This window comes from Streptomyces sp. NPDC104226 (assembly GCF_055584085.1).
The window spans coordinates 196,012-220,640 of record NZ_JBVJMS010000008.1 but is presented as its reverse complement, the minus strand read 5'-3'; the positions used below and the strand labels follow the sequence as shown (position 1 = coordinate 220,640).

21 protein-coding genes are annotated in these 24,629 nt (G+C 73.0%); 5 read left to right on the top strand and 16 right to left on the bottom strand.

Annotation, left to right across the window (positions count from 1 at the left end; all coding sequences use genetic code 11):
- Positions 1–57 precede the first annotated feature (57 nt).
- The 8 genes from ACZ60J_RS25295 to infC form a co-directional block, all read right to left on the bottom strand.
- The gene (locus tag ACZ60J_RS25295; RefSeq protein WP_469685184.1) at positions 58–1,395 is read right to left on the bottom strand and encodes a tetratricopeptide repeat protein; all 1,338 of its coding nucleotides are present in this window, start codon (positions 1,393–1,395) and stop codon (positions 58–60) included.
- 651 nt (positions 1,396–2,046) lie between these two features.
- Complete coding sequence (gene pheT / locus ACZ60J_RS25290) at positions 2,047–4,575, bottom strand: phenylalanine--tRNA ligase subunit beta (RefSeq protein ID WP_469685183.1); 2,529 nt, start codon at positions 4,573–4,575, stop codon at positions 2,047–2,049.
- Positions 4,575–5,702, bottom strand: a complete 1,128-nt coding sequence (pheS, locus tag ACZ60J_RS25285; protein WP_469685181.1) for a phenylalanine--tRNA ligase subunit alpha — start codon at positions 5,700–5,702, stop codon at positions 4,575–4,577. The genes pheT and pheS overlap by 1 nt, the downstream gene beginning before the upstream one ends.
- A 151-nt stretch (positions 5,703–5,853) precedes the next feature.
- Positions 5,854–7,107, bottom strand: a complete 1,254-nt coding sequence (locus ACZ60J_RS25280) for a sensor histidine kinase (protein ID WP_469685180.1) — start codon at positions 7,105–7,107, stop codon at positions 5,854–5,856.
- Positions 7,108–7,163: 56 nt separating this feature from the next.
- Entirely contained in the window at positions 7,164–8,024 is an 861-nt protein-coding gene (locus tag ACZ60J_RS25275) for a TrmH family RNA methyltransferase (RefSeq protein WP_385377318.1), read from the bottom strand.
- Between the two features lie 135 nt (positions 8,025–8,159).
- Positions 8,160–8,546 (bottom strand): 50S ribosomal protein L20, encoded by a 387-nt coding sequence (gene rplT / locus ACZ60J_RS25270; RefSeq protein WP_330295526.1) that lies wholly within the window; start codon positions 8,544–8,546, stop codon positions 8,160–8,162.
- Between the two features lie 103 nt (positions 8,547–8,649).
- On the bottom strand, positions 8,650–8,844 hold the full coding sequence (rpmI, locus tag ACZ60J_RS25265; RefSeq protein WP_030157249.1) for a 50S ribosomal protein L35: 195 nt from the start codon (positions 8,842–8,844) through the stop codon (positions 8,650–8,652).
- A 104-nt stretch (positions 8,845–8,948) separates the two neighbouring features.
- On the bottom strand, positions 8,949–9,722 hold the full coding sequence (gene infC, locus ACZ60J_RS25260; RefSeq protein ID WP_469685179.1) for a translation initiation factor IF-3: 774 nt from the start codon (positions 9,720–9,722) through the stop codon (positions 8,949–8,951).
- Between the two features lie 323 nt (positions 9,723–10,045).
- On the opposite strand from infC, the gene ACZ60J_RS25255 reads away from it, so the two are divergent.
- Positions 10,046–10,435 carry a DUF1844 domain-containing protein gene (locus tag ACZ60J_RS25255; RefSeq protein WP_469685178.1) on the top strand — a complete coding sequence of 130 codons (390 nt, stop codon included), beginning with the start codon at positions 10,046–10,048 and terminating at the stop codon, positions 10,433–10,435.
- Between the two features lie 94 nt (positions 10,436–10,529).
- On the opposite strand, the gene ACZ60J_RS25250 is transcribed toward ACZ60J_RS25255, so the two are convergent.
- Genes ACZ60J_RS25250 through ACZ60J_RS25240 form a run of 3 tightly spaced genes read right to left on the bottom strand, consistent with a single transcriptional unit; the run spans position 10,530 to position 13,333 of the window.
- Complete coding sequence (locus ACZ60J_RS25250) at positions 10,530–11,270, bottom strand: SseB family protein (protein WP_469685177.1); 741 nt, start codon at positions 11,268–11,270, stop codon at positions 10,530–10,532.
- A 12-nt stretch (positions 11,271–11,282) separates the two neighbouring features.
- Positions 11,283–12,467 (bottom strand): type VII secretion-associated serine protease mycosin, encoded by a 1,185-nt coding sequence (gene mycP / locus ACZ60J_RS25245; protein WP_469685176.1) that lies wholly within the window; start codon positions 12,465–12,467, stop codon positions 11,283–11,285.
- Positions 12,464–13,333, bottom strand: a complete 870-nt coding sequence (locus ACZ60J_RS25240) for a hypothetical protein (protein ID WP_469685175.1) — start codon at positions 13,331–13,333, stop codon at positions 12,464–12,466. The genes mycP and ACZ60J_RS25240 overlap by 4 nt, the downstream gene beginning before the upstream one ends.
- A gap of 252 nt (positions 13,334–13,585) precedes the next feature.
- Here ACZ60J_RS25240 and ACZ60J_RS25235 point away from each other — a divergent pair, with 252 nt between their 5' ends.
- On the top strand, positions 13,586–14,788 hold the full coding sequence (locus ACZ60J_RS25235; RefSeq protein ID WP_469685173.1) for an amino acid deaminase/aldolase: 1,203 nt from the start codon (positions 13,586–13,588) through the stop codon (positions 14,786–14,788).
- A 31-nt stretch (positions 14,789–14,819) separates the two neighbouring features.
- Here the strand turns inward: ACZ60J_RS25235 and ACZ60J_RS25230 are convergent, their stop codons facing one another.
- The 4 genes from ACZ60J_RS25230 to ACZ60J_RS25215 all read right to left on the bottom strand — a co-directional run bounded on the left by ACZ60J_RS25230 (position 14,820) and on the right by ACZ60J_RS25215 (position 19,901).
- Positions 14,820–16,127: a haloacid dehalogenase-like hydrolase gene (locus ACZ60J_RS25230; protein ID WP_469685171.1), complete on the bottom strand. Its 1,308-nt coding sequence runs from the start codon at positions 16,125–16,127 to the stop codon at positions 14,820–14,822.
- A 109-nt stretch (positions 16,128–16,236) separates the two neighbouring features.
- Positions 16,237–17,049, bottom strand: a complete 813-nt coding sequence (locus ACZ60J_RS25225) for a 3-oxoacyl-ACP reductase (RefSeq protein ID WP_469685170.1) — start codon at positions 17,047–17,049, stop codon at positions 16,237–16,239.
- 5 nt (positions 17,050–17,054) lie between these two features.
- A complete protein-coding gene (locus tag ACZ60J_RS25220) occupies positions 17,055–18,419 on the bottom strand; it encodes an aldehyde dehydrogenase family protein (protein ID WP_469685168.1) in 1,365 nt (454 codons plus the stop codon).
- Between the two features lie 102 nt (positions 18,420–18,521).
- Positions 18,522–19,901 carry a glutamine synthetase family protein gene (locus tag ACZ60J_RS25215; RefSeq protein WP_469685166.1) on the bottom strand — a complete coding sequence of 460 codons (1,380 nt, stop codon included), beginning with the start codon at positions 19,899–19,901 and terminating at the stop codon, positions 18,522–18,524.
- 77 nt (positions 19,902–19,978) lie between these two features.
- On the opposite strand from ACZ60J_RS25215, the gene ACZ60J_RS25210 reads away from it, so the two are divergent.
- The 3 genes from ACZ60J_RS25210 to ACZ60J_RS25200 all read left to right on the top strand — a co-directional run bounded on the left by ACZ60J_RS25210 (position 19,979) and on the right by ACZ60J_RS25200 (position 23,091).
- Positions 19,979–20,725, top strand: coding sequence for a FadR/GntR family transcriptional regulator (locus tag ACZ60J_RS25210; RefSeq protein ID WP_469685164.1), 747 nt, complete (start codon positions 19,979–19,981; stop codon positions 20,723–20,725).
- A 135-nt stretch (positions 20,726–20,860) separates the two neighbouring features.
- Positions 20,861–22,333: an ethanolamine permease gene (eat, locus tag ACZ60J_RS25205; protein ID WP_469685162.1), complete on the top strand. Its 1,473-nt coding sequence runs from the start codon at positions 20,861–20,863 to the stop codon at positions 22,331–22,333.
- A 47-nt stretch (positions 22,334–22,380) separates the two neighbouring features.
- Positions 22,381–23,091: a gamma-glutamyl-gamma-aminobutyrate hydrolase family protein gene (locus tag ACZ60J_RS25200; protein WP_469685160.1), complete on the top strand. Its 711-nt coding sequence runs from the start codon at positions 22,381–22,383 to the stop codon at positions 23,089–23,091.
- Between the two features lie 591 nt (positions 23,092–23,682).
- On the opposite strand, the gene ACZ60J_RS25195 is transcribed toward ACZ60J_RS25200, so the two are convergent.
- Positions 23,683–24,624: a LysR family transcriptional regulator gene (locus tag ACZ60J_RS25195; RefSeq protein WP_469685158.1), complete on the bottom strand. Its 942-nt coding sequence runs from the start codon at positions 24,622–24,624 to the stop codon at positions 23,683–23,685.
- Between the last annotated feature and the right edge of the window lie 5 nt (positions 24,625–24,629).

Below are 24,629 nucleotides of genomic sequence, written 5' to 3'. Positions count from 1 at the left end.
TTCACCCGGGCCCAGGGGAACGCGCAAAGGGCGGCGCAGAGAACGCCACGGGGGATGTCACAGCGGAACGCGCAGCGCCCCGTCGATGAGCTCGGCCGTCTCCTGCGCACCCGAACAACCGCTGGTCAGCAGCTGTTCCCGGACCGCCCGCAGCCGGTCGCGCAGGCGCAGGGACTCCATCCCCTTGGCCCGCTCGGCCATTTCGGCCGCCGCGGCCACCGCCTGATCGGCCTCGCCCTGGCGCAGCTGGATCTCGCACAGCATCGCGAGCCGGTGCACCCGGCCCCGGTCGTGCGCGGGCGTCCCGACCGCCGCCACGGCCTGCTCGTGGGCCGCCCGCAGGTCCCCCATCCCCAGCAGCGCCTCGGCCACCTGTACGTTGACCAGCCCGGGCTGCACGTACCCCGTCTCGTCCGGCTCCGTACCGGGCCGGATCCGCTCCGCCGCCTCCTCCGCCTTGCGGATGCAGGCCAACGCGGCCGCCGAGTCGCCGAGTTGGGCATAGGCCTTGGCCTGCATGGCGTACAGGTCCGCGGCCAGCGCCGGGGTGGTGTGCCGGCCGGCGGTGCGCAGGGCCGCCTCGGCGAAGGCCACGGCCTGGCGGAACTCCCGCAGGTGCAGGCACTGGTTGACGATCAGCGCGATCACATAGGCCCCGAGCCCCCGGTCCCCGCTCGCCTTGGCCAGCCTCAGCGCCTGGTGGAAGTAGCGCTGGGCCAGCCCGTGCGCGTCCGAGTCGTAGGCGCAGATCCCCGCCACGGCCACCAGGGAGCCCCCGGCCCGGTGCAGGCTGCGGCCGAGACCGTCGGAGTAGCTGCCGCGCAGCAGGGGGGCGGTCTCGGTGCCGAGGAAGCGGACGACCCGGTCACGGGTGGCCACGCCGCCGGCCCTGCGGTACATCAGCTCGTAGTGCGCGCGGGCGGCCTTGAGGATCTCCACGTGCTCGGGTCCGACGCGGGTCGGCCCCGCGCGGGACACGTCGGCGTCCTCCGGCGGGTTCTCCCACTCCCACACCGGGATCACGGCGGGGGTACCGGTGACCGCCCCGGCGTCGGGCCCGTGGCGCCCGTTGCCGTCGGAGCGCCACAGGGCGGCCGCCCGGTCGACGAAGCCGCTGAGCGGGGACCCGCTGGCGTCGGCGGGCTGCCCCGGCACCCCGAAGCCGACGTCGTCGAGGGAGAGCGGCCGCCGCAGCCGGCCCCCGATGACCTCGCAGATCAGGTCCGGGACCTGCCCGCGCGGGCGCTGCCCCTTCAACCACCGCGTCACGGCGGTGTGTTCGTACCTCAGGGCGAGTCCGCGGGTGCGGCCCGCCTGGTTCACGTGCGCGGCGAGTCCGGCGTGGGACATGCCCGCCTCGGCGAGGAGGGCGTCGAGCAGGGCGTTGGGCTGCATGGGCCCCTCCAAGGGCTCGTCGCAACCAGGCTAGTGGGTGCGGGGTTCACACGGGGTGTGAACGGAGTACGCGCATAAATGCGATACGCACCCTGCCGCGGGGGCCCCGGCGAGCGCTTCACTTAAGGGCCTCGCCAAGAGGTAGCTCGGGTCGTCGGCTCCCCCTCGTACAGTGCGACGACCCGTCAACCGCGCCGCCCGTCCTGTTGTCTGCCCGACACTCCACGGCAGGCGGGCGGCGCGCTTCGGCTCCGCCGGGTCCTGGTTGGTCGCCGGGCCCCGGCCGAGCCGGACCGAACGCGCGCCGGGCCCACCCACCGGGCCCGGCCCGCGTGGCCCCCGGCCTCCGCCCGGACCCTTGCCGCGTGCGGCGCCGTTCCCGGGGGCCGGCCCCCGGACCCCCGCTCCTCAAACGCCGGAGGGGCTGGATTTCGCCCGGCGGGGCCGGATATATCCAGCCTCGCCGGCGTTTGAGGCGCGGGGTCTGGGGCGGAGCCCCAGGAGGGGTCCGGGCGCAGCCCGGGGAACGGGCGAAGGGCGGGTAGGGGACAGCCGGCCCCGCAGGGGCCACACGGCGCCGGGTACGGGTGAGGGGGTGCACCCCCTGATCGGGATGCACCCCCTCGGTGCCACGAAGAGCGGCGGCAGCGGCTACGCGCCGCGCAGCACCGCCCCCGTACGCTCGCCCGCGAGGGCGACCGCCGCGTCACGGGCGGCCGTGGACTCCTCCGCGGTCAGCGTCCGGTCCGCCGCACGGAAGCGCAGCGCGTACGCGAGGGACTTCTTCCCCTCGCCCACCTGCTCGCCCTCGAACACGTCGAACAGCCGCAGGGACTCCAGCAGTTCACCCGCGCCCTTGTGCAGCGCCTCCTCGACGGCCGAAGCCGGCACGGACGCGTCCACGATCAGCGCGACGTCCTGGGTCGCCACCGGGAAGGAGGAGATCCGGGGCGCCTGGAGGGCCTCGCCGCCGGCCGCCGCGAGGCGGTCCAGGTCGAGCTCCATGGCGCTGGTGCGGGCCGGCAGGCCCATCGCCTTGACCACGCGCGGGTGCAGCTCACCGGCGTGGCCGATGACCGTCTCCACCCCGTCCAGGGTGACGATCAGCTCGGCGCACCGGCCCGGGTGCCAGGGACCGTACTGGCCCTGGCGCACGACGAGCTCCGCACCGGCCTCGACGGCCAGCGAGCGCGCCGCCTGGACCGCGTCCGCCCAGTCGGCCGGACGGCCCTTGCCCCACCAGCCGGCCTGCTCGCGGGCACCGGCCAGCACGACCGCGGCGTAGCGCGGCTGCGCGGGCAGGGCCGCGTTCAGGGTGGCGATCTCCTCGTCGGTGGGACGCCGGTCGACGCCGAGGCGTACGGCGACGCCCGGCTGCGCGGCGGCCCGGAAGACCGAGCCGGTCTCGAAGAGGGCGAGGTCGTGGCTGCCCCGGCTGTCGTTGCGGCGCAGCGCGCCGAGCAGACCCGGCAGCAGCGTGGTGCGCAGCGCCGGCTCCTCGTCGGAGATCGGGTTGACCAGCTTGACGACCTGGCGGGAGGCGTCGTGCGCGGACAGCTGGAGCTGGTCGAAGACGCCCTCCCCGATGAAGGGGTAGCTGAGCGCCTCGACGTAGCCCGCGCCGGCCAGCGCGCGGCCCACCCGGCGGTGCAGCTGCTGCCGGGCGGTCAGGCCTCGGCCGGAGGGCACCTGCGGGAGGGTGGAGGGAAGGTTCCCGTAGCCCTCCAGCCGGATGACTTCCTCGGCGAGGTCGTTGGGCTCGGCGAGGTCGGGCCGCCACGAGGGCGCCGTGACGACGAGCTCGTCCTGGCCGTAGACGTCGCAGCCGACCTCCTGCAGGCGGCGTACGACGGTCTCCCGGCCGTACTCCATGCCCGCGACCTTGTCGGGGTGGTCCGCGCTCATCGCGATGGTGCGCGGGGCGCCCGGGGCGGTGAGCTCGGTGACGCCGGCCTCGGCCGTGCCGCCCGCGAGCAGCACGAGCAGGTCGACGGTGCGCTGGGCGGCAGCGGCGGCGGCCTGCGGGTCGACGCCGCGCTCGAAGCGCTTGGACGCCTCGGAGGACAGCTTGAGGCGGCGGGCGGTGCGCGAGATCGACACGGAGTCGAAGTGCGCGGCCTCGACGACCACGTCGGTGGTGCCGGTGACGGCGCCCGTCTCGGGGTCGGTGACGGAGTCGGCGATCTCGGTGTTGGCACCGCCCATGACACCGGCGAGCCCGATCGGGCCGCTGTTGTCGGTGATCACCAGGTCCTCGGCGTCGAGCGTGCGCTTGACCCCGTCCAGGGTGGTGAACTTCTCGCCCTGCTCGGCCCGGCGGACGCCGATGGCGCCGTCGATCCGCGAGCGGTCGTAGGCGTGCAGCGGCTGGCCGAGTTCGAGCATCACGTAGTTGGTGATGTCGACGGCGAGCGAGATCGGGCGCATGCCGGCCTTCTGGAGGCGGCGCGTGAGCCAGATCGGGGAGCGTGCCTCGGGGTCGAGGCCGGTCACCGTGCGCGCGGTGAAGCGGTCGCAGCCCTGCGGGTCGTCGATCTTGACCTCGTAGCCGTACGAGTTCGGCTGGGGCACGTCGAGCAGTGCCGGGTCGCGCAGCGGCAGGCCGTACGCGGTGGCGGCCTCGCGGGCCACACCGCGCATGGACATGCAGTAGCCGCGGTCCGGGGTGATGTCGATGTCCAGGACCTCGTCGACCAGCTCCAGGAGCTTGATCGCGTCGGTGCCGGCCTCGTGCTCGGGCGGCAGCACGATGATGCCGTGCGTGCCGTCGTCGCCCATGCCCAGCTCGTCGCCGGAGCAGATCATGCCGTGGGAGGTGCGGCCGTACGTCTCGCGCGCGGCGATCGCGAAGTCTCCGGGCAGCACCGCGCCCGGCAGGACCACGACGACCTTGTCGCCGACGGAGAAGTTCCGGGCGCCGCAGACGATCTCCTGCGGCTCACCGGTGCCGTTGGCCGAGCCGACGTCCACCGTGCAGAAGCGGATCGGCTTGCGGAAGCCTTCGAGCTCCTCGATGGTCAGCACCTGGCCGACGACGAGCGGGCCCTTGAGCCCGCCGCCGAGCTGCTCGACGGTCTCGACCTCGAGGCCGGCGTCGACGAGCTTGGCCGCGACGTCGCGACCGGTTTCACCTGCGGGGAGGTCGACGTACTCCCGCAGCCAAGAAAGCGGGACCCGCATCAGATCTCCATCCCGAACGGCCGGGTGAAACGGATGTCACCCTCGACCATGTCTCGCATGTCTTCGACGTTGTGCCGGAACATCAGCATCCGCTCGATGCCGAAACCGAAGGCGAACCCGCTGTACTTCTCCGGGTCCACACCGCAGGCGATGAGCACCTTCGGGTTGACCATGCCGCAGCCGCCGAGCTCGATCCAGCCCTCGCTGGAGCAGGTACGGCACGGGCGGTCGGGGTTGCCCACCGACTCGCCGCGGCACACGTAGCACTGCATGTCCATCTCGGCGGACGGCTCGGTGAAGGGGAAGAAGTGCGGGCGCAGGCGCGTGGTGGTGCCCTCGCCGAACAGCTCCTGGACCATGTGGTCCATGGTGCCCTTGAGGTCCGCCATGGTCAGGCCCTCGTCCACGGCGAGCAGCTCGACCTGGTGGAAGACCGGGGTGTGCGTCGCGTCGAGCTCGTCGGTGCGGTAGACCCGCCCCGGGCACACGATGTAGACGGGGGGCTTGCGCTCCAGCAGCGAGCGCGCCTGCACCGGGGAGGTGTGGGTGCGCAGCACGACGCCGGACTCGTCGCCTTCGGTGCCCTCGGGGCCCTTGACGAAGAAGGTGTCCTGCATCTGGCGAGCCGGGTGGTCGGGCGTGAAGTTGAGGGCGTCGAAGTTGAACCACTCCGCCTCGACCTCGGGGCCCTCCGCGACCTCGTACCCCATGGCCACGAAGATGTCCGCGATGCGGTCCATCAGCGTGGTCAGGGGGTGCCGGGCGCCGGCGGGCACGCGGTCGTAGGGCAGCGTGACGTCCACCGCCTCCTCGACCAGCACCCGCTCGTCGCGCTCGGCTTCGAGCGCGACGGTGCGGGCCCCGAACGCCTTGTTCACGGCGCCGCGGGCCTGGCCCACGATCTTGCCCGCGGCGGCCTTGGCCTGCGGGGGCAGCGCGCCGATCTCGCGGTTGGCGAGCGCCAGGGGCGAGCGGTCGCCCATGTGCGCCGTCTTCGCCTCGCGCAGCTCGTCGAGGTCGCCGGCGGCGGCGAAGGCGGCGAGCGCCTCGTCCCGCATGCGCTCGATCTCTTCCGGTTTCAGTGCCTCGACCTCGACAGGGTCGTACGACTTGTTCGGTGCCGACATCTCTTCCCGTACTTCCGATGGCTGGCTGGTGGTCCCCCGCGCGACGCGCAGGACGCGCTCGGCACTAGGACACAAAGGTGCCAAAGGTCGAGTCTAAAGGTCGCCGGGGGTGAAGGAGCCCGTGGGCCGCCTGGCGAGACCCTCCGCAGGTCTACTGCGTGAGGTACGCGGGCGCGCCGACGGGCAGGATAAATCGGAACTCGGCGCCGCCGCCGGGGCCGCGGCCGACCGTGATGGTGCCGCCGTGGGCTTCGACAATGCCCTTGACGATGTAGAGGCCCAGGCCCGTGCCGCCGCGCTTGCTGCCGCGCCAGAAGCGCGTGAAGACGCGCTTCATCGACTCTTCGGGGATACCAGGGCCTTCATCGGTCACGGTGACGGCGGTTCCCTTCTCGGTCTTCCCCGCGGCGTTCGCGAAGCTGGTCGGCGTCACGTCGATGGTGACGGTTCCCTCACCGTGGCGCACCGCATTTTCGAGCAGGTTGCCGAGGATCTGGTCGATCTTGTCCGGGTCCGCCCACAGGTCGGGCAGCGGCCGGCTCACACTGACCAGGAACCGCTCCGGGGCCTGCCCGTTCGCGGTGAGCGCCTGGACGTGCCGTCCCACGGCCGTGGTGATGTCGACCGGCTGGCGGCGCACCTCCAGGCGGCCCGAGTCGATGCGGGAGATGTCCAGGAGCTCGGCGATGAGCCGGGTGACGCGGTTCGCGTCGGCGTCGACGGTCTCCAGCATCAGGCGCTTCTGGTCGTCGGTGAACCGCTCCCACTTGGCGAGCAGGGTCGCCGTGAACCCCTTCACGGAGGTGAGCGGGGAGCGGAGCTCGTGCGCGACGGTGGCGATCAGCTCGGCGTGGCTGCGCTCGGTGCGCCGCCGGGCCTCGGTGCCCCGCAGGGTGATCACGAGTCGGCGCACCGGGCCCCTGGGGTGGGTGCGTACGTAGCTGGCGGAGACGAGCACCTCGCGGCCGCCGGGGAGCAGCAGGTTGCGCTCGGGCTGTCCGCGCCGGGTGGCGAGGCCTCCGTAGGGGTCGGTCAGCGCCCACCAGCGGCGGCCTTCGAGGTCCTCCAGCGGGAGGGCGCGCTCGATGTCGAGGCCGAGGGCCCGGGCCGCCGAGAGGGCGGTGATCCGGGCGGCGGCGGAGTTGAAGCAGACGACCCGGCCTGCGGCGTCGGCGATGACGAGCCCGTCGGGCAGGTCGTCGGGGTCGATCCCGAGCGCGGCGTACTCGCCGTGGCCGTCCGCCTCCTGCGGGGCGCTCCGATCGCGCGCGGGCGGGGCAGGGGCTCCCTGGGGCTGCTGCACGGGCAACGGGGCGGCGGGGGCGGCCGGCTGGGGCACGGACTCCAGGACGGGTGCACCGGCCGCCTTGGCGGCACCTGGTGAGCTGTTCGTACCGACGGTCATGTCCCCGTACCCCACATCTCCGAGTACCACAGTGGGCCCCTCGGGCCGCCACATTACTAGCTGGGGGTCACGGAGCGGCACCCTCCGGGCGCCCGCTGTGCACGCGCGGAGGCGTACAGGCACACGGCGGCGGCCGTGGCGAGGTTGAGGCTCTCGGCCTTTCCGTGGATCGGGACCCGTACGACCGCGTCGGCGAGCGCCCTGGTCTCCTCGGGCAGGCCCCAGGCCTCGTTGCCGAAGATCCAGGCCGAGGGGGTGCCCATGGTGCCCGCGTCGAGTTCGGCGTCGAGGTCGTCCGTGCCGGCCCCGTCGGCGGCGAGGATCCGCACGCCGGCCGCGCGCAGCCCCTCGACGGCCTGCTCCACGGGTACGCCGACGGCCACCGGGAGGTGGAAGAGGGAGCCCACGGAGGCGCGTACGGACTTGGGGTTGTACAGGTCCACGGAGGCGTCGGTCAGCACGACCGCGTCGGCTCCGGCGGCGTCCGCGCAGCGCAGCACCGTACCGGCGTTGCCGGGGTCGCGGACGTGCGCGAGGACGGCGACGAGCTTGGGCCGGGCCCCCAGGATCTCCTCGAACGGCGAGTCGAGGAAGTGGCAGACGCCGACCAGGCCCTGCGGGGTGACCGTCTGCGAGACCTCAGCGAGCACCTCGTCGGAGGCGTAGTGGACGCGGGCCCCGGCGGCGTACGCGGCGTCGACGATGTCGGCGTAGCGCTCGGCGGCCTCGACGGTCGCGAACAGCTCGATGAGCGTGGACTCGCCGCCGGCGCCGCGGTGCTCCACGGCCTCGCGCACGGCCTGCGGGCCCTCGGCGATGAAGCGGCGCTCCTTGGTGCGGAAATTGCGTCGCGCCAGGCGCCTGGCGGCGGCCACCCGGGTGGACCGGGGGGAGATCAGCTCGGCGGGGGTGCCCATGCGGTCGGCTCGCTTCCGTGCGTACAGCGGGTGGAACTCAGTCGAACTCGGTGATCAACGCACCGGACCCGCAGGCGCGAGGCCTGCGGGTCCGGGCAAAGTACTGCGGTTACTGCGGCCTTGAGGGCGTGCTGCTTAGGCAGCGACCTTCGGGGCGTTGACGTCGGCCGGGAGGGCCTTCTGCGCAACCTCGACCAGCGCGGCGAACGCGTTGGCGTCGTTGACGGCCAGCTCGGCGAGGATCTTGCGGTCCACCTCGATGTTGGCGGCCTTCAGACCCTGGATGAGGCGGTTGTACGTCATGCCGTTCTGGCGGGCAGCAGCGTTGATGCGCTGGATCCACAGCTGACGGAAGTCGCCCTTGCGCTTCTTGCGGTCGTTGAAGTTGTAGACCAGCGAGTGGGTGACCTGCTCCTTGGCCTTGCGGTACAGGCGCGAACGCTGACCGCGGTAGCCCTTGGCAGCCTCGAGGATTGCCCGGCGCTTCTTGTGGGCGTTGATTGCCCGCTTGACGCGTGCCACTTTTAACTCCTTGTAGCGGGGCCGTGGTTGTCTTCACACGGCCCGAATTCGATGGGGTCCCGGTCTTGACGTGCTCCCGCTCCCGGCAAGGGAGCGGAGGACGTCACTTGCCGAGAAGCTTCTTGATCTTCGCGGCGTCGCCGGGGGCCATCTCCGCGGTGCCGGTCAGGCGGCGGGTGACACGGGACGACTTGTGCTCGAGCAGGTGGCGCTTGCCGGCGCGCTCGCGGAGCACCTTGCCGGAGCCGGTGATCTTGAAGCGCTTCTTGGTCCCGGAGTGCGTCTTGTTCTTCGGCATAGCGCCGTTATCTCCTCGTCGGTGGCGCTCCCACCGGCCCTGGTGGGGGCCGGCTCGCGGGAGCGTCATGTTGTATCGGTGATCCGAGACGGGCTGCCTCGGAATCAGGCCTGGGCAGAGGCCTCGTCCGAGGCGGCTGCCTCGTCGGTGCCGGCCTCGGCCGCGTCGGCCGCTTCGTCGGAAGCGCCCTGCACGTCCTCGGCTTCGAGTGCGGCGTTCTCAGCCTCGAGCGCGGCGTCCGCGGCCAGGGCCTCGGCACCACTCTCGTCGCTGACCGCAGCACCCTGGCGCTCGGCCTTGCGGGCGGCCTGCGCCTCGCGGGCTTCGGCCATCGCCTCGGTCTTCTTCTTGTGCGGACCGAGAACCATGATCATGTTTCGGCCGTCCTGCTTCGGGTTCGACTCGATGAAGCCGAGCTCCTCGACGTCCGAAGCGAGACGCTGCAGCAGTCGGTAGCCGAGTTCCGGCCTGGACTGCTCGCGACCACGGAACATGATCGTGATCTTGACCTTGTCGCCCTGCTTGAGGAACCGAACGACGTGACCCTTCTTGGTGTCATAGTCGTGCGGGTCGATCTTCGGCCGGAGCTTCATTTCCTTGATGACCGTGTGCGCCTGGTTCTTGCGCGCCTCACGGGCCTTCATGGCCGACTCGTACTTGAACTTGCCGTAGTCCATGAGCTTGCAGACCGGCGGGCGTGCGGACGCCGCGACCTCGACCAGGTCGAGGTCGTACTCCTGCGCGAGCTCAAGCGCCTTGGCAAGCGGCACGATGCCGACCTGCTCGCCACTCGGGCCGACGAGTCGTACCTCGGGAACGCGAATCCGGTCGTTGATGCGGGGCTCGGTGCTGATGGATCCTCCTCGGTAGCACCACACGGCTGCCTGGAGGGCAGCCGCTGACGTTTTTCCGTCAGACCGACCGCGGCGGAGTATGAAAAAAGCCCCGCCGGGCACAGACGAGGGCTCCAATACAACCGGAGCACCGTCGCGTGCGAACCGCGGGGCGCAAAATCGGGCAGCTTTCCATCGTCCGTACGGAACGATGGATACCGCCTGACCGGTGACCCGCCTCCCGTGAGGGTGGTCGGGTGGGAGAATCGGAGCCTCCACTTGTGGGCCGGGCACAGGAGTGTCCGGCCGGTCGAAGTACATACTAGCACCCGCGTTGCAAGCCCGCCGCACGGCATATCGTGTGGCACATGACTGACGCGACACCCTCCGGTTCCACGCCCGAATCCGCCGAGTCCCCGGCCGCTCCCGACTACGACGACCTGACCCGCGACATCGCGGACGTGCCGGCCGTCGAGGTCATCACCACCGTGGCCGTCCACCTGCTCAGCGCGGCCGCGGTCAACCTGGGTCTGGACAAGCCCGACTCCGAGTACAAGGACCTCGACGAGGCCCGCAAGCTGATCACCGCCCTGGCCGGGCTGGTCACCGCGAGCGCCACCGAGATCAGCTCCTTCCACGCCGCCCCGCTGCGCGACGGCCTGAAGTCCCTCCAGCTCGCCTTCCGCGAGGCCTCGCTGGTGCAGGACGAGCCGGGGCAGGGCCCGGGCGAGAAGTTCACGGGTCCCGTGTACGCGTAGCCCCTGTACGCGTGACCCCGCTGTCGCGCGTGACTCCGCGGACAGCAGGAAGGGCGCCTCCCGATGCCGGGAGGCGCCCTCGTGCGTTCCGGGGTCAGCGCGTGAAGAGCGGCTCGCCGGGCGGGACCGGGGCCCCCTCCGGGAGCAGCGCCAGGTCCAGTCCGCCTACGAGGCGTGCGCGCAGGGTCTCGTCGGCCGCCAGGGCCTCGGCCACCCGGCGGGCCGCCGCCGCGGCCTGCGGCCCGGCCGCCAGCACGATCGCCAGGGTTCCGTCGGCGTCCGCGCCGCCCGGGCCCAGGTGGGCGCCGAGCACGGCCGGTTCGGCGGTCACGACGGCCCGTACGGCCTCGCGCACGGCGGGGTCGGCGAGCGGACCGGCGTCCGTGCGGCCCTCGGCGAGCGCGAGCAGCGCGGGGCCCGCGAGCTGGTACGGGACCGGTCCGGCGAGGTCGAGGACGACGGTGTCGGCCTTCTCGTGCACGGCGGCGGCCAGGGCCTGGTGCAGCGGTACCGCCACCGGGCGGGCGGCCGGGTCCCACAGGGCCAGCGAGGCGATGGAGGTGAAGGCGGGCAGCGCCCGCCGGTCCCCCGCCTGCAGGGTGGGGACGGCCATGTCGCTGGTCTTCTCGCGCTTGAGTCCGGTCTCGGGGTCGGTCTCGACCTCGCCGAGGACGGCCACGACGGGAACCAGCAGGCGGGCGCCCTTGAGGGCCGCCAGCACCTCCGGCTCCTTGGCTCTGTCCTCGGCCCAGGCGGCCAGGGCCGCGCTCAGCCGGGGGTCGGCGGAGCCGTCGTCGTCGGAGAAACCGGGGTCGGGAATGTTTTTGTTCGCCACAGTTCACCGAGCCTATCCCGCATCGGGATCCCACCGTCCGGCCCGGGGCCGCCGGGCCAGTACGCCGGCCACCACGAGCAGGGCCAGCCCGCCGGCCACGCCCGCCGGGGCTCCGAAGCGGGCCCACGGCCCGCGGTCGGGCACCGGGTCGGGGCCGGCACCGAAGTAGCGGCTCGCGGCCGCGACGGGTACGGGCAGCACCGGTTCGGGGGCCATCCCGTCCGCGGCCTGGAGGGCGGCGGCCGGGTCCACCAGGCCGAAGCCGCGGGAGTCGTCGCGGCCGCCGGGCGGGGAGCTGGAGGCGGTGTCCTCCAGCAGGTTCTTGACCTGCGCCGGGGACAGGTCGGGGTGGGCCGCCTTGAGCAGGGCGACCGCGCCGGAGACGAAGGCGGAGGCGGCGCTGGTGCCCCAGCCCTCGTAGTAGAGGCGGTTGGGGTCGGCGATGACCACGTCGACGCCCGGGGCGCTGACGGTGGCGTACCAGTTGCGGGTGGAGAAGGGGGCCTTCTTGTTCTTGCGGTCGACGGCCGTGACGGCGATGACCCCGGGGTAGGCGGCCGGGTAAGAGATGCGGTCGCCGTCCTCGCCGCCGTTGCCGGCGGAGGCGACGAGGACCGCTCCCTTGCCCAGGGCGTACTGGACGGCCTCGTCCTCGGCGGCCTCGTGGTGGGCGGAGCTGCTGTCGTCGCCGAGCGAGAGGTTGATCACGTCGGCGCCGTGGTCGGCGGCCCAGCGGATGCCCTCGGCGAGGGCGCCGCCCTTGTTCTCCCGGGCCTGGTCCCGCTTGGGGTCCTTCTCCTCCAGGATCACCCGGACCGGAAGGATCTTCGCCTGGGGGGCTATGCCGAGGACGCCTCCGAGGCCGAGGGAGCCGTGGCCGTGCCCGGCGATGATCCCCGCCATGGCCGTACCGTGGCGGGCCCATTCCGGGTCGCCCTTTCCGGCGCCCATGCCGACGAGGTCGGCGCCCTCCAGGACCTGGCCGACCAGGTCGGGGTGGGTCGGGTCGACCCCGGTGTCGAGGACGGCCACGGTCACCCCGTCGCCCTTGGTGGTGCCCCAGGCCTCCTCGGCGCGCAGGGCGGTCAGCCCCCATTGGCGGTCGCGGATGGCGTCGGCGGCGGCCGGCGGCGCGGCGGTGACGGCGAACAGGGCTCCGAGCGCGAGGGCGGCCGGGAGCAGGGCTCGGCGGGTCATCGAGCGGCCTCCCGGGTCGCCGTCGGGGACTGCGGGTCCGAAGCCTGCGGATCCGCGGACGGATCCTGTGACGTCGGTGACGTCGGTGACGTCTGCGGGACCGGCCGGCCCTGCGGGGAGAGCGCGAGGCCGCGCACGGTCCGTTCGATCAGGTCGGCGACGGCCTTGGCCTCGTGGCCGAGGCCCGCCTTGGCCACGCGTCCCCTGGCGTCCTCGGCCATCTTGTCCTCGGCGGGGCTGGGTGCACCGAGACGGCGGCCGTCGGCGAAGGCGGAGACGGCGTAGACGACGACCGGGGCCTCGGCGAGCACGGAGGCGGTCCAGGCGGCGCGGCGGTTGTCGGGGAACCCGTAGCCGGTCGGTGCGGTCAGGCGGCCGCGCAGCGCGTCCATGGCGGTGGCGTCCGCGGGGGTGAAGACCATGCCGACGGTGACGAGGGAGCTGCGGGTGGCGTCGGTGTAGGTCGCGCGGAGCACACGGGTGCACCCGGTTCCGGCGAACAGCGCCTGCCAGTCGGCCGCGAGCGCCTCGGCGCAGCCGGCGTCGGCGGCGGGGGTGATCCGGGTCCAGGTGCGGTCGGCGCCCCCCGGCCCGGCGTCCTGGCCGTCGAGGACGGGCGGGAACAGGGTGTCCACGGGGGTGCTGTGCCAGAGGGACGCGGCCTTGCGGTACGCGGCTTCGGGGGTCAGGGCCCGCTGGGCGGCCCGGTGGTCGGAGACGGCCTTGTAGCCGGCCGCACCGGTGAGACCGAGGCCGAGGAGGCCGCACAGGGCGGCGGCGAGGACCGTTCCGCGGCGCCGCCGTGGCGGCACCGGGCTCCGGTCGGGCGCGGTCAGGACCCCGCCGTGCGGTGTGGACGTACTCATCCGGCGGCTCAGCCCCCCGTTCCCGTCGGCTGCCTGCCTTTACTTTACGCGCCCGTCAGGGCCGGAACGCCGCCCGGTGAGGAGCGACGGGACACACGGGCGCACTGCCGCGCCCCCGTCCCGAAGGGGGCCCGGGCCGGCCGGAAGCGAACTGTGACGCCGGCGACTCTCCCGCCCCTGACCTGGCCGGTGGTCCCACGGCCTGCCCGAAACCCCTACCCACGGGTACACCCATCTGGCAGGCTGCCGCCCATGAACTCCCCCGCCGCCGACCGGGCCCGTTACGACCGGGCCACCGCCCATCTCGACGCTCCGCTCGCCCTCGTGGATCTGGAGGCGTTCGACGCGAACGCCGACGACCTCGTGCGTCGCGCCGGCGGGAAGCCGGTCCGGGTGGCGAGCAAGTCCGTACGGTGCCGCGCGCTGCTCGAACGGGTCCTCGCGCGGCCCGGGTTCGCCGGAATCATGTCCTACACCCTCGCCGAGTCGATCTGGCTGGCCCGCTCGGGCTTCGAGGACGTGCTGCTCGCCTACCCGTCCGCCGACCGGGCCGGCTTCGCCGAGCTCGCCGCGGATCCGAAGCTGGCCGGCGCGGTCACCGTGATGGTCGACGACCTCGCGCAGCTGGAGCTCGTGGACCGGGCCCGCGACGGCGGCGCCCAGGAGATCCGGGTCTGCCTGGAGCTGGACACCGCCCTGCACCTCTTCGGGGGCAGGGTGCGCGTCGGCGCCCGCCGCTCCCCGCTGCGCGAGCCCGCGCAGCTCGCCGAGCTGGCCCGCGCGGTGAGCGCCCGGCCCGGCTTCCGTGTGGTCGGACTGATGGGCTACGAGGGCCACGTGGCCGGGGTCGGCGACGCGCTCGCGGGGCGCCCGCTGAGGTCGCGCGCCATCCGGCTGATGCAGGGCGCGGCCCGCAGGGAGCTGGCCGCCCGGCGGGCCGAGGCCGTACGGGCCGTGCGCGCGGTGGTGCCGGACCTGGAGTTCGTCAACGGCGGCGGCACCGGCAGCGTCCAGCAGACCGCCGCCGAGGACGCGGTCACGGAGATCGCCGCCGGGTCGGGGCTCTACGTGCCGCGGCTGTTCGACAACTACACCTCGTTCACCGGCCGCCCCGCGGCGCTCTTCGCCCAGCCGGTGGTCCGCCGCCCCGGCGTCGGGGTGGTCACGGTGCTCGGCGGCGGGTACCCGGCCTCGGGCGCACCGGGCCCGGACCGGCTGCCGGTCCCGTACCTGCCCCAGGGTCTGCGCTACGACCCGCAGGAGGGGGCCGGCGAGGTGCAGACCCCGCTGCTCGGCAGCCCGGCCGACGATCTGCTGATCGGCGACCGGGTCTGGTTCCGGCACGCTAAGGCCGGTGAGCTGTGCGAGCGCTTCGACACCCTGCACCTGGTCGAGGGCGACCGGGTGACGGCCACCGCCCCGACCTACCGGGGCGAGGGCCGCACCTTCCTGTAGGCCTCGGGCCTCGGGCTTCAGGCCCCGGGCCTTAGAAGACGGAGTCCGTCTGGTCCGGGATGACGCTGCTGTCACCCCGGAGCACGGGCCCCGGGGTGCCGTCACGGCCGGTGAAGCCGGTGGTCGCGCACGGGTAGGGCGCGGCCTTCTGCTTCTTGGGCTGGATGAACATCGGGTTCACGATCCACTTGCCGTCGCTGTTGTCGTACGCGCGGCACATCAGCTCGTTCTTGTTGCGGTTCACGACGAGCCGCAGCACGGTCGCGTCGCGCAGGAACGAGATGTCGGTGTCGGAGTCGCCCGCGGCGAACACCTGGCGGCGGGCGGCCGGCTGGACCTTCTCGGCCGCGGCGCCGCGGACCCCGAAGATCTCCTTGTTGATCCAGCAGCGCTTGCCGTCGATGTACGTGATCATCGTGTCGGCGCCGTCCGCGACGGACCCGCAGCCCTGCAGGTGGGAGGTGAACTTCCCGCCGTACGTGGTGGTGTTGCGGATGCCGATGACGTGCCGGGCGTCGATGCCCACGCCCTCGGCCCACACCTCGACGACCGGCTGCGGCGAGGCCGAGCTGATCCAGACGTCGAAGCCGGCCTTCTGCAGACCGGCGATGAGCTCCTTCTGCTGGTCGTAGTAGCGCACCCAGCCGGTGGCGGTGGTGGAGCCGACCTGCTGCTTGGCGTCGACCGGGGCGGCCAGGTTCTCGGCCCGCGCGGCGGCGGCGAAGCCGCGGATCTCGCGCGCGGTCCAGCCCTGCATGAGCTGCGGCAGCCAGGCGTAGGCGGGCTCGGTCGTACGGCGGTCCCAGCCGGCGAAGGCGGGGGCTGCCGCGCGGGTGGCGGCGGTGCCGTAGACGGCGTTGATCTCGTCGGCGCAGCCGGCTCCCTCGGGGGTGCCCGTGGGCAGCGGGGCTCCGGGCTTCGCGAGGGAGCCGCAGGCCTCGGCCAGGGCCTGCGCGGCGGCCGGGGTCAGGAAGCGGCTGGTGCCGGCCCAGTCGCCCCGGGCGGGCTGGCGGATCTTGCCGTTGCGCAGCAGCCAGAACATCTGCGCGTCGCCCACGTCGTTCTTGACGACTGTGTTGTCCCAGTCGAAGACCGCGACGGGCTTGTTGCGGTTCGGCCGGTACGGGTTGCAGGTGCCGTAGTCGTCGATGAGCTGCTGCAGCCGGGCCTGGTTGTCTGCGTACCAAGGGGCCCCGGCGCCCTTGAGCCGGGGGGTGGTGCAGTGCCCGCCGGGGCGGGCCGCCTGGGCGGCGGGAGCGGCGGCCACGAGGGTGCCGGCGGCTATCGCGACGGCGGCGCAGACGGCCTGGAGCCGCCGCGCGGAACTGGGTCGGGTCACTGAGGTGGGTTCTCCTGGTTCTTCTTCAAGATCGTCGCGGACGGTAGAGCACGACAGCCGGGCGTCGTGCGACGCCCGGCTGTCGGGTGGGTGGTGGGGAGGTGAACGTTTAGAGAGGGGTGACGTACGCGCCGGAGATTCCGCCGTCGACCAGGAAGTCGGTGGCGTTGATGAAGGAGGAGTCGTCGCTCGCGAGGAAGGCGACGGCGGCGGCGATCTCGGTGGGCTCGGCGAACCGGCCCAGCGGGATGTGCACGATCCGGCGGGCGGCGCGCTCGGGGTCCTTGGCGAACAGCTCCTGCAGGAGCGGGGTGTTCACGGGCCCCGGGCAGAGGGCGTTGACGCGGATGCCCTCGCGGGCGAACTGCACGCCGAGCTCGCGGGACATGGCGAGCACGCCGCCCTTGGAGGCGGTGTAGGAGATCTGCGAGGTGGCGGCGCCCATCCGGGCCACGAAGGAGGCGGTGTTGATGATGGAGCCCCGGCCCTGGCGCTGCATGTAGGGCAGGGCGGCCTTGCAGCAGAGGTAGACGGAGGTCAGGTTGACGTCCTGGACCCGCTTCCAGGCCTCCAGGCCGGTGGTGAGGATCGAGTCGTCGTCCGGGGGCGAGATGCCGGCGTTGTTGAAGGCGATGTCCACGGAGCCGTATGTGTCGAAGGCCGTCTTGAAGAGGGCCTCGACCTCCTCGGGGCTGGTGACGTCGACCTTGACGTAGGTGCCGCCGACCTCTTCGGCCGCGGCCTTGCCCGCGGTCTCGTCGATGTCGCCGCAGACGACGTTGGCGCCTTCCGAGGCCAGCCGGCGGGCGGTGGCGAGGCCGATGCCGCTGCCGGCTCCGGTGATGACGGCGGTCCGTCCGACCAGGCGGCGGCAGACGATCTCTTCGGCGGAGCCGGTGGAGGGGGTGGAGTCGGTGGTCATGTGTGTCAGGCCTCCGTGCTGATGAAGACGTTCTTGGTCTCGGTGAAAGCGGTGAGGGAGTCGGGTCCGAGCTCGCGCCCGAGTCCGGACTGCTTGTAGCCGCCGAAGGGGGTCCAGTAGCGGACGCTGCTGTGGGAGTTGACCGACAGGTTGCCCGCGGCGACGGCGCGCGAGACGCGCAGCGCGCGGCCCACGTCGCGGGTCCACAGGGAGCCGGCGAGGCCGTAGTCGGTGGCGTTGGCCAGGCGTACGGCGTCCTCCTCGTCCTCGAAGGGCAGGACGACGGCGACCGGTCCGAAGACCTCCTCGGTGGCCACGGCGGCGGTGGGGTCGACGCCGGTGACGAGGGTCGGGGGGTACCAGAAGCCGGGGCCCTCGGGGGCGGTGCCCCGGACGACCGTGAGGTCATCGGTGACGTAGGACCGTACGCGGTCCAGCTGCACCCGCGAGATCAGCGGTCCGATCTGCGTGTTCTCGTCGTACGGGTCCCCCACGACCACCTTCTCGACGGCGGGGGCGAGCAGCTCCATGAACCGGTCGTACGCGGAGCGCTGTACGAGGATCCGCGTGCGGGCGCAGCAGTCCTGCCCGGTGTTGTCCAGGAAGGACATCGGGGCCGAGGCCGCCGCCGCCTCCAGGTCCGCGTCGGCGAAGACGATGTTGGGGTTCTTGCCGCCGAGTTCGAGGGTGAGGCGCTTCACCCGGTCGGCGCACTTGGCCATGATCCGCTTGCCGATCCGGGTGGAGCCGGTGAACACGATCTTGGCCACCCCCGGGTGCTCGACGAGGGCGTCGCCCGCCACCTCGCCCCGGCCGGGCAGCACCTGGAACAGGTGCTCGGGGAGTCCGGCCTCCAGGGCGAGCTCGGCGAGGCGCAGCGCGGTGAGCGGGGTGGTCTCCGCGGGCTTGAGGATGACCGCGTTGCCGGCGGCCAGCGCCGGGGCCAGGCCCCAGGCGGCGATCGGCATGGGGAAGTTCCAGGGCGCGATCACGCCGATGACGCCGAGGGGTTCGAGGAACGTGACGTCGATGCCGCCGGCGACGGGGATCTGACGGCCGGAGAGGCGTTCCACGCCCCCGGCGGCGAAGTCGAGCACGTCACGGACGTTGCCGGCTTCCCAGCGGGCGTTCCCGATGGTGTGGCCCGCCTCCCGGACCTCCAGCAGGGCCAGTTCCTCGATGTGCCCGTCGACGACGGCGGCGAAGCGGCGCAGCAGCCTGGCCCGGTCGGCGGGCGCGGCCGCCGCCCAGGCCCGCTGGGCGGCGGTGGCCCGTACGACGGCGGCGTCGACGTCGTCCCGTGTGGCGGCCGGGACGACGGCGACGAGTTCCTCGGTGGCCGGATTCAAGACTTCCAGCGCATCGGACACGTGGTGGCCTTTCAGACGTTCGGGTGCGGTGGGTGCGGTGGTTCCGGTAAAGGGGGGCGCGCGGGGTCCGTGGGGCGGGTCCCGGGCTCCGGGCCCGGGTTCCTAGAGGCGTTCGAAGGAGCGGCGCAGTTCCCAGTCGGTCACGGCGGAGTCGTAGGCGTCCAGTTCGACGCGGGCCATGTTCCGGTAGTGGGCGACGACCTCGGGGCCGAAGGCGGCCTTGGCGATCTCGCTGTTCTCCCAGAGCTCGGCGGCCTCGCGCAGGGTGGTGGGCACGTGCGCGAAGTCGGCCGTGTAGGCGTTGCCGGCGCAGGGCTCGGGCAGCTCCAGGCGGTTCTCGATGCCGTAGATCCCGGCCGCGACCAGGCCGGAGACGGCGAGGTACGGGTTGACGTCGCCGCCGGGCAGGCGGTTCTCGAAGCGCATGGAGCGGCCGTGGCCGACCACCCGGAGCGCGCAGGTCCGGTTGTCCACGCCCCAGGCGACGGCGGTCGGCGCGAAGGATCCCGGCCGGAAACGCTTGTAGGAGTTGATGTTGGGGGCGTAGAGAAGGGAGAAGTCGCGCAGCGCGGCGAGCTGGCCGGCCAGGAAGTGCCGCATCACGGGGGACATGCCGCCGTGGTCGTGCGCGTCCGGTCCTTCACCGGCCATCGCGTTGCGTCCGTCGGCATCGGTGAGCGAGAGGTGGATGTGGCAGGAGTTGCCCTCGCGCTCGTCGTACTTGGCCATGAAGGTGAGCGAGACGCCCTCCTGCGCGGCGATCTCCTTGGCGCCCGTCTTGTAGACGGAGTGCTGGTCACAGGTGGTCAGCGCCTCGTCGTAGCGGAAGACGATCTCGTGCTGGCCGAGGTTGCACTCGCCCTTGGCCGACTCCACGACCAGGCCGGCGGCCTGCATCTCGTTGCGGATGCGGCGCAGCAGGGGCTCGACGCGGCCGGTGCCGAGGATGGAGTAGTCGGTGTTGTACTGGTTGGCGGGGGTCAGACCGCGGTAGTCGGAGTTCCAGGCCTGCTCGTAGGTGTCCAGGAAGACCATGAACTCCAGCTCGGTGCCCACCATCGCGGTGTACCCGAGCTCTCCGAGGCGTTCGAGCTGGCGGCGCAGGATCTGCCGGGGCGCGGCGACCACGGGCGAGCCGTCGTTCCAGGCCAGGTCGGCGAGGACGAAGGCGCTGCCCGGGTTCCAGGGGATCCGGCGCAGGGTGGAGAGGTCGGGGTGCATGGCGAAGTCGCCGTAGCCCCGGTCCCAGGAGGACATCTCGTACCCGTCGACGGTGTTCATGTCCGTGTCGACGGCAAGGAGGTAGTTGCAGCCCTCGGTTCCGTGGGCGAGGACCTCGTCGAGGAAGAACTGTGCGGCGAACCGCTTGCCCTGGAGGCGCCCCTGCATGTCGGGGAAGGCCAGGACCACTGTGTCGATTTCACCGCTGGCGACGAGAGCGCGGAGCTCCTCGGGCGAAAGCGGCGGCTTGCGGTCTACCACGGGATTCTCTCCTTCGGTGAGCCGAGGGGGCCTAAGGTATTGAATAGAACCATTGCTTGGGAAGGGGAGGAGGCGAGATGACCGATACGGCGAGCGAGGACGAGGCCGGCAGGCGGCTCAATCCCGTACTGCGACAGGTGCGGGCGGGCAACGGTTTCGAGGAGGCGCTGGAGCAGATCCTCCAGGTGGTCCGGCTCGGACTGGTACCGGGCGGGGAACGGCTGCCGCCGGAGCGCGAGTTGGCCGAGCGGATGGGGATCAGCCGGGTGACGCTCCGCGAGGTGCTGAAGGTACTGCAGGACCAGGGCCTGGTGGAGGCCCGGCGCGGACGGTACGGCGGAACGTTTGTGCTGCCCCGCCCCGACACGCCGGCCGGGGGCACCGAGGAGGAGCTGCGGCGCCGGGTCGCGGGCGTGGACATCGAGGACGTGCTGCGCTTCCGCGAGGTCCTGGAGGTGGGCGCGGCCGGCCTGTGCGCCTCCCAGGGGCTGTCGGAGCGGGACACCGACCGGCTGCTCGGCGCGCTGACCGCCACCCACGACGCCCCGCTGCCCGACTACCGCCGCCAGGACACGCTCTTCCACCTGACCCTGTGCGAGCTCGCCGGATCCGCCACCCTGACGGCCCAGTACGCGGCCGTCCGGGCCACCGTGAACGACCTGCTGGACTGCATCCCGCTGCTGGTGCGCAACCTGGAGCACTCGCAGCAGCAGCACAGCACGCTGGTGGAGGCGGTGCTGGACCGGGACCCGGAGGCGGCCCGCGCGGTGATGCGCGAGCACTGCTGCGGCACGGCCGCGCTGCTGCGGGGGTTCCTGGCCTGACGGAGCGCCCGCGGCGGGGCGCCCCGCCGCGGCCGAGAGCCTTTCGTAACCCCCGTTTAACGCAGGGGTCTTGCGCCCGCCACGCCCGAGCGGCAAAGGTACGCCCCACAACCATTGCCCTAGGCAGGAGCGCACATGGCCGACGACACCGGCGCACGGCTGGCAGCCGTACCCGAAACAGCACAGTCCCCCGAGAACGGCACCGACGGCTACCTGGAGCGCCGCACCCTGCGCCGCGGCAGCGCCGGCTGGCTGCTGCTGACCGGTCTCGGCGTCGCGTACGTGGTCTCCGGCGACTTCTCCGGCTGGAACATCGGACTCGCCCAGGGCGGTTTCGGCGGCCTCGCCATCGCCACCGTCCTGATGGGCGCGATGTACGCGTGCCTGGTCTACTCCCTCGCCGAACTGTCGGCGATCCTGCCCACCGCGGGCGGCGGCTACGGCTTCGCCCGCCGGGCGCTCGGCACCTGGGGCGGCTTCCTCACCGGCACCGCGATCCTCATCGAGTACATCCTCGCCCCGGCCGCCATCGCCATCTTCATCGGCGACTACGTGGAGTCGCTCAACCTCTTCGGCCTCACCTCGGGCTGGCCGGTCTACCTCGCCTGCTTCGCCGTCTTCATCGGCATCCACCTGTGGGGCGTGGGCGAGGCCCTGAGCTTCTCCCTGATCGTCACCGCCATCGCCGTGATAGCGCTGGTCGTCTTCGCCGTCGGCGCGTTCACCCAGTTCGACCCCGCCAACCTCGACAACATCGCCGTCGACACCACCGCCGCCGGCGCGAGCTCCTGGCTGCCGCTGGGCATCCTCGGCATCTGGGCCGCCTTCCCCTTCGGCATGTGGTTCTTCCTCGGCGTCGAGGGCGTGCCGCTGGCCGCCGAGGAGGCCAAGGACCCGGTCCGCTCCGTACCGCGCGCCCTGTCGATCTCCATGGGCATCCTGGTCCTGCTCGCCCTGGTCACCTTCCTCGCCTCGACCGGTGCGCGCGGAGCCGACGCCATCAAGGACGCGGGCAACCCGCTGGTCGTCGCCCTGGAGGGCGACCCCGGGCTCTCCTGGCTGAAGACCTTCGTCAACTACGCGGGCCTGGCCGGGCTGGTGGCCTCCTTCTTCTCCCTCATCTACGCCGGCTCCCGCCAGCTGTTCGCCCTGTCCCGGGCGGGCTACCTCCCGCGCTTCCTGTCCCTGACCTCGAAGCGCAAGGCCCCGTACCTCGGCCTGCTCATCCCCGGCGCCATCGGCTTCGCCCTGGCCGCCGCCACCGGCAACGGCCCGCGCATGCTGAACATGGCGGTCTTCGGCGCGACCATCAGCTACGCCCTCATGGCCCTCTCCCACATCGTGCTGCGGCGCCGCGAGCCCGGCCTGGAGCGCCCGTACCGCACTCCGGGCGGCATCGTCACGTCCTCGATCGCCTTCGCCCTCGCCCTCTCGGCCCTGGTCGCCACCTTCCTGGTGGACAAGGACGCGGCATTCATCGCCCTGGCCGTGTACGCCGTCGCCCTCGCCTACTTCGCGTTCTACAGTCGGCACCACCTGGTGGCCTCCGCCCCGGAGGAGGAGTTCGCGGCACTCGCGGAAGCGGAGGCCGAGCTCTCCCGCGACTGACCCACCGCCCTCCCCTCGCACCGCCCGCTCCTCCCGGAGGTACTCCCTTGCCCAGGCCGCTCATCGGCATCACCACCTACGTCGAGAAGTCCACCCGCTACGGGGTGTGGGACGTCCCCACCGCCCTCATCCCCACCGGGTACTACGAGCTCGTCCAGGCCTCGGGCGGCACCGCCGTCCTGCTCCCGCCGGACGAACCGGAGACGGCGGCGGAGGTGCTGAGCCGGCTGGACGGCCTGGTCGTCGCGGGCGGCCCGGACGTGGACCCGGTCCGGTACGGGGCTCCGCGCGACCCCCGTACCGGACCGGCGGCCACCGTCCGCGACGCCTGGGAGCTCGCGCTCATCACGGCGGCGCTGGCCTCGGGAACCCCCCTCCTGGGCATCTGCCGCGGCATGCAGGCGCTGAACGTGGCCCTGGGCGGCACGCTGATCCAGCACATCGACGGCCACGTGCTGAGCCCCGGCGTGGTCTCCTGGCACCCGGTCCGCCCGGTCCCCGGCACGCTGTACGCGGCCCTGGTCCCGGAGGAGTCGGAGGTCCCGACCTACCACCACCAGGCCGTCGACCGCCTGGGCCGGGGCCTGATCGCCTCCTCCCACGCCACCGACGGCACGGTGGAGTCCATCGAACTCCCCGACGCCCCCTGGACCCTGGGCGTCCAATGGCACCCGGAACTGGACAAGGACACCCGCGTCATGTCGGCCCTGATCACAGCAGCCTCCGACACCCGGGCCTCCCAACCACCCGCCGCTTGAGGGTCTTTCAGCCGTCCGGCGTTTGAGGGCCTTTCAGCCGTCCGGCGCTGAGAGCCTTTCAGCCGCCCGGCGCTGAGGGCCTTTCAGCCGCCCGGCGTTTGAGGACCGGGGTCTGGGGCGGAGCCCCAGGGGGTCCGGGCGCAGCCCGGCACCCCTCCAGCCCGTCCGGCGCTTGAGGACCGGGTCCCGGCAGCACCCGGAGCCTCCCCCAGCCCCGCCGGCGTTTGAGGCGCGGGGTCCGGGCAGCGCCCGGGGCCCCACCCAGCCCCGCCGGCGTTTGAGGCGCAGGGTCCGGGCAGCGCCCGGGGCCCCACCCAGCCCCGCCGGCGCTTGAGGCACGGGGTCCGGGCAGAGCCCGGGGCCCCACCCAGCCCCGCCGGCGCTTGAGGCACGGGGTCCGGGCAGAGCCCGGGGCCCCACCCAGCCCCGCCGGCGTTTGAGGCGCGGGGTCCGGGCAGAGCCCGGGGAACGGTGGAAGGGCGGGTAGGGGACTCCGCCCCGCAGGGCCGCCTGCACGCCATCGCCGGCTCCGCGTCAGCGGGTCAGCGCCACCGGGCGCCACCGGGCCAGCGCCGGCTCCGCGCCGGCGGGTCAGCGCCGGGTCAGCGCGAGCAGATCCCGCGCGGGCCCCGCCGGCCGGGCCCCCGCGGGCCACACCGCCCGGAGCTCCCGCTCCAGCCCCGCCCCGAGCACCGGCACGGACACCAGCCGCCGCCCCGCCATCTCGTCCCCGACCGCCAGCTCCGACAGCACGCACGGCCCGGCCCCGCTCACCGCCGCCGCCTTCACCGCGGTGGTGGAGGCCAGTTCCAGCAGCGGCTCCGCCAGCCCCCCGCTCCCGGCCAGCGCCGCGTCCAGGACCTGCCGGGTCCCCGACCCCCGCTCCCGCAGGATCAGCGGGGTCGCCGCCAGCTCCGCCGGCTCCACCCCGCGCGAGCGCCGCGCCCACGGATGCCCGGGAGCCACCGCCACCACGAGCCGGTCCTGTGCGATCACCACCGAGTCGAGCCCCTCCGGCACGCTCAGCCCCTCCACGAACCCGAGGTCCGCCTCGTGCGCGAGCACCTGCTCCGCCACCACCGCCGAGTTCCCCGCGTGCAGCGACACCGCCGTGTCCGGCCGCTGCCCGCGCAGGGCGATCAGCCAGCCGGGCAGCAGGTACTCCGCGATGGTCATGCTGGCGGCGACCCGCAGCCGGGAGTCGCGGCGGCCCCGCAGTGCCTGCGCGCCCGCGTCGAAGGCCTCGGCCGCCTCCACCACCCGCCGGGCCCAGTCCGTGACCAGCGCACCCTCCGCGGTCAGCGTCGATCCGCGCGGGGAGCGGTCCACGAGCGCGACCCCGAGCCGGGTCTCCATCGCCCGGATCCGGCTGCTGGCGGCGGGCTGGGTGATCCCGAGCCGGCGCGCGGCGGCGCTCAGGCTGCCGACGCGGGCGACCGCGAGCAGCAGCTCCATGGCCCCCAGGTCCGGGACCCGGTGTGCCAGGGGAAGCTGCCCCTCGACCCACTCTTCACTACCCTGCGCATTGCCCATAACTT

Bases quoted from the DNA above. Each gene is read 5' to 3' on its own strand.
- eat (WP_469685162.1), top strand. From the start codon at position 20,861: ATGGCCGACGACACCGGCGCACGGCTGGCAGCCGTACCCGAAACAGCA.
- rpmI (WP_030157249.1), bottom strand. From the start codon at position 8,844: ATGCCGAAGAACAAGACGCACTCCGGGACCAAGAAGCGCTTCAAGATC.
- ACZ60J_RS25235 (WP_469685173.1), top strand. From the start codon at position 13,586: ATGAACTCCCCCGCCGCCGACCGGGCCCGTTACGACCGGGCCACCGCC.
- ACZ60J_RS25280 (WP_469685180.1), bottom strand. From the start codon at position 7,107: ATGACCGTCGGTACGAACAGCTCACCAGGTGCCGCCAAGGCGGCCGGT.
- ACZ60J_RS25255 (WP_469685178.1), top strand. From the start codon at position 10,046: ATGACTGACGCGACACCCTCCGGTTCCACGCCCGAATCCGCCGAGTCC.
- mycP (WP_469685176.1), bottom strand. From the start codon at position 12,467: ATGACCCGCCGAGCCCTGCTCCCGGCCGCCCTCGCGCTCGGAGCCCTG.
- ACZ60J_RS25210 (WP_469685164.1), top strand. From the start codon at position 19,979: ATGACCGATACGGCGAGCGAGGACGAGGCCGGCAGGCGGCTCAATCCC.
- ACZ60J_RS25195 (WP_469685158.1), bottom strand. From the start codon at position 24,624: ATGGGCAATGCGCAGGGTAGTGAAGAGTGGGTCGAGGGGCAGCTTCCC.
- pheT (WP_469685183.1), bottom strand. From the start codon at position 4,575: ATGCGGGTCCCGCTTTCTTGGCTGCGGGAGTACGTCGACCTCCCCGCA.
- ACZ60J_RS25275 (WP_385377318.1), bottom strand. From the start codon at position 8,024: ATGGGCACCCCCGCCGAGCTGATCTCCCCCCGGTCCACCCGGGTGGCC.
- ACZ60J_RS25240 (WP_469685175.1), bottom strand. From the start codon at position 13,333: ATGAGTACGTCCACACCGCACGGCGGGGTCCTGACCGCGCCCGACCGG.
- ACZ60J_RS25225 (WP_469685170.1), bottom strand. From the start codon at position 17,049: ATGACCACCGACTCCACCCCCTCCACCGGCTCCGCCGAAGAGATCGTC.
- ACZ60J_RS25295 (WP_469685184.1), bottom strand. From the start codon at position 1,395: ATGCAGCCCAACGCCCTGCTCGACGCCCTCCTCGCCGAGGCGGGCATG.
- pheS (WP_469685181.1), bottom strand. From the start codon at position 5,702: ATGTCGGCACCGAACAAGTCGTACGACCCTGTCGAGGTCGAGGCACTG.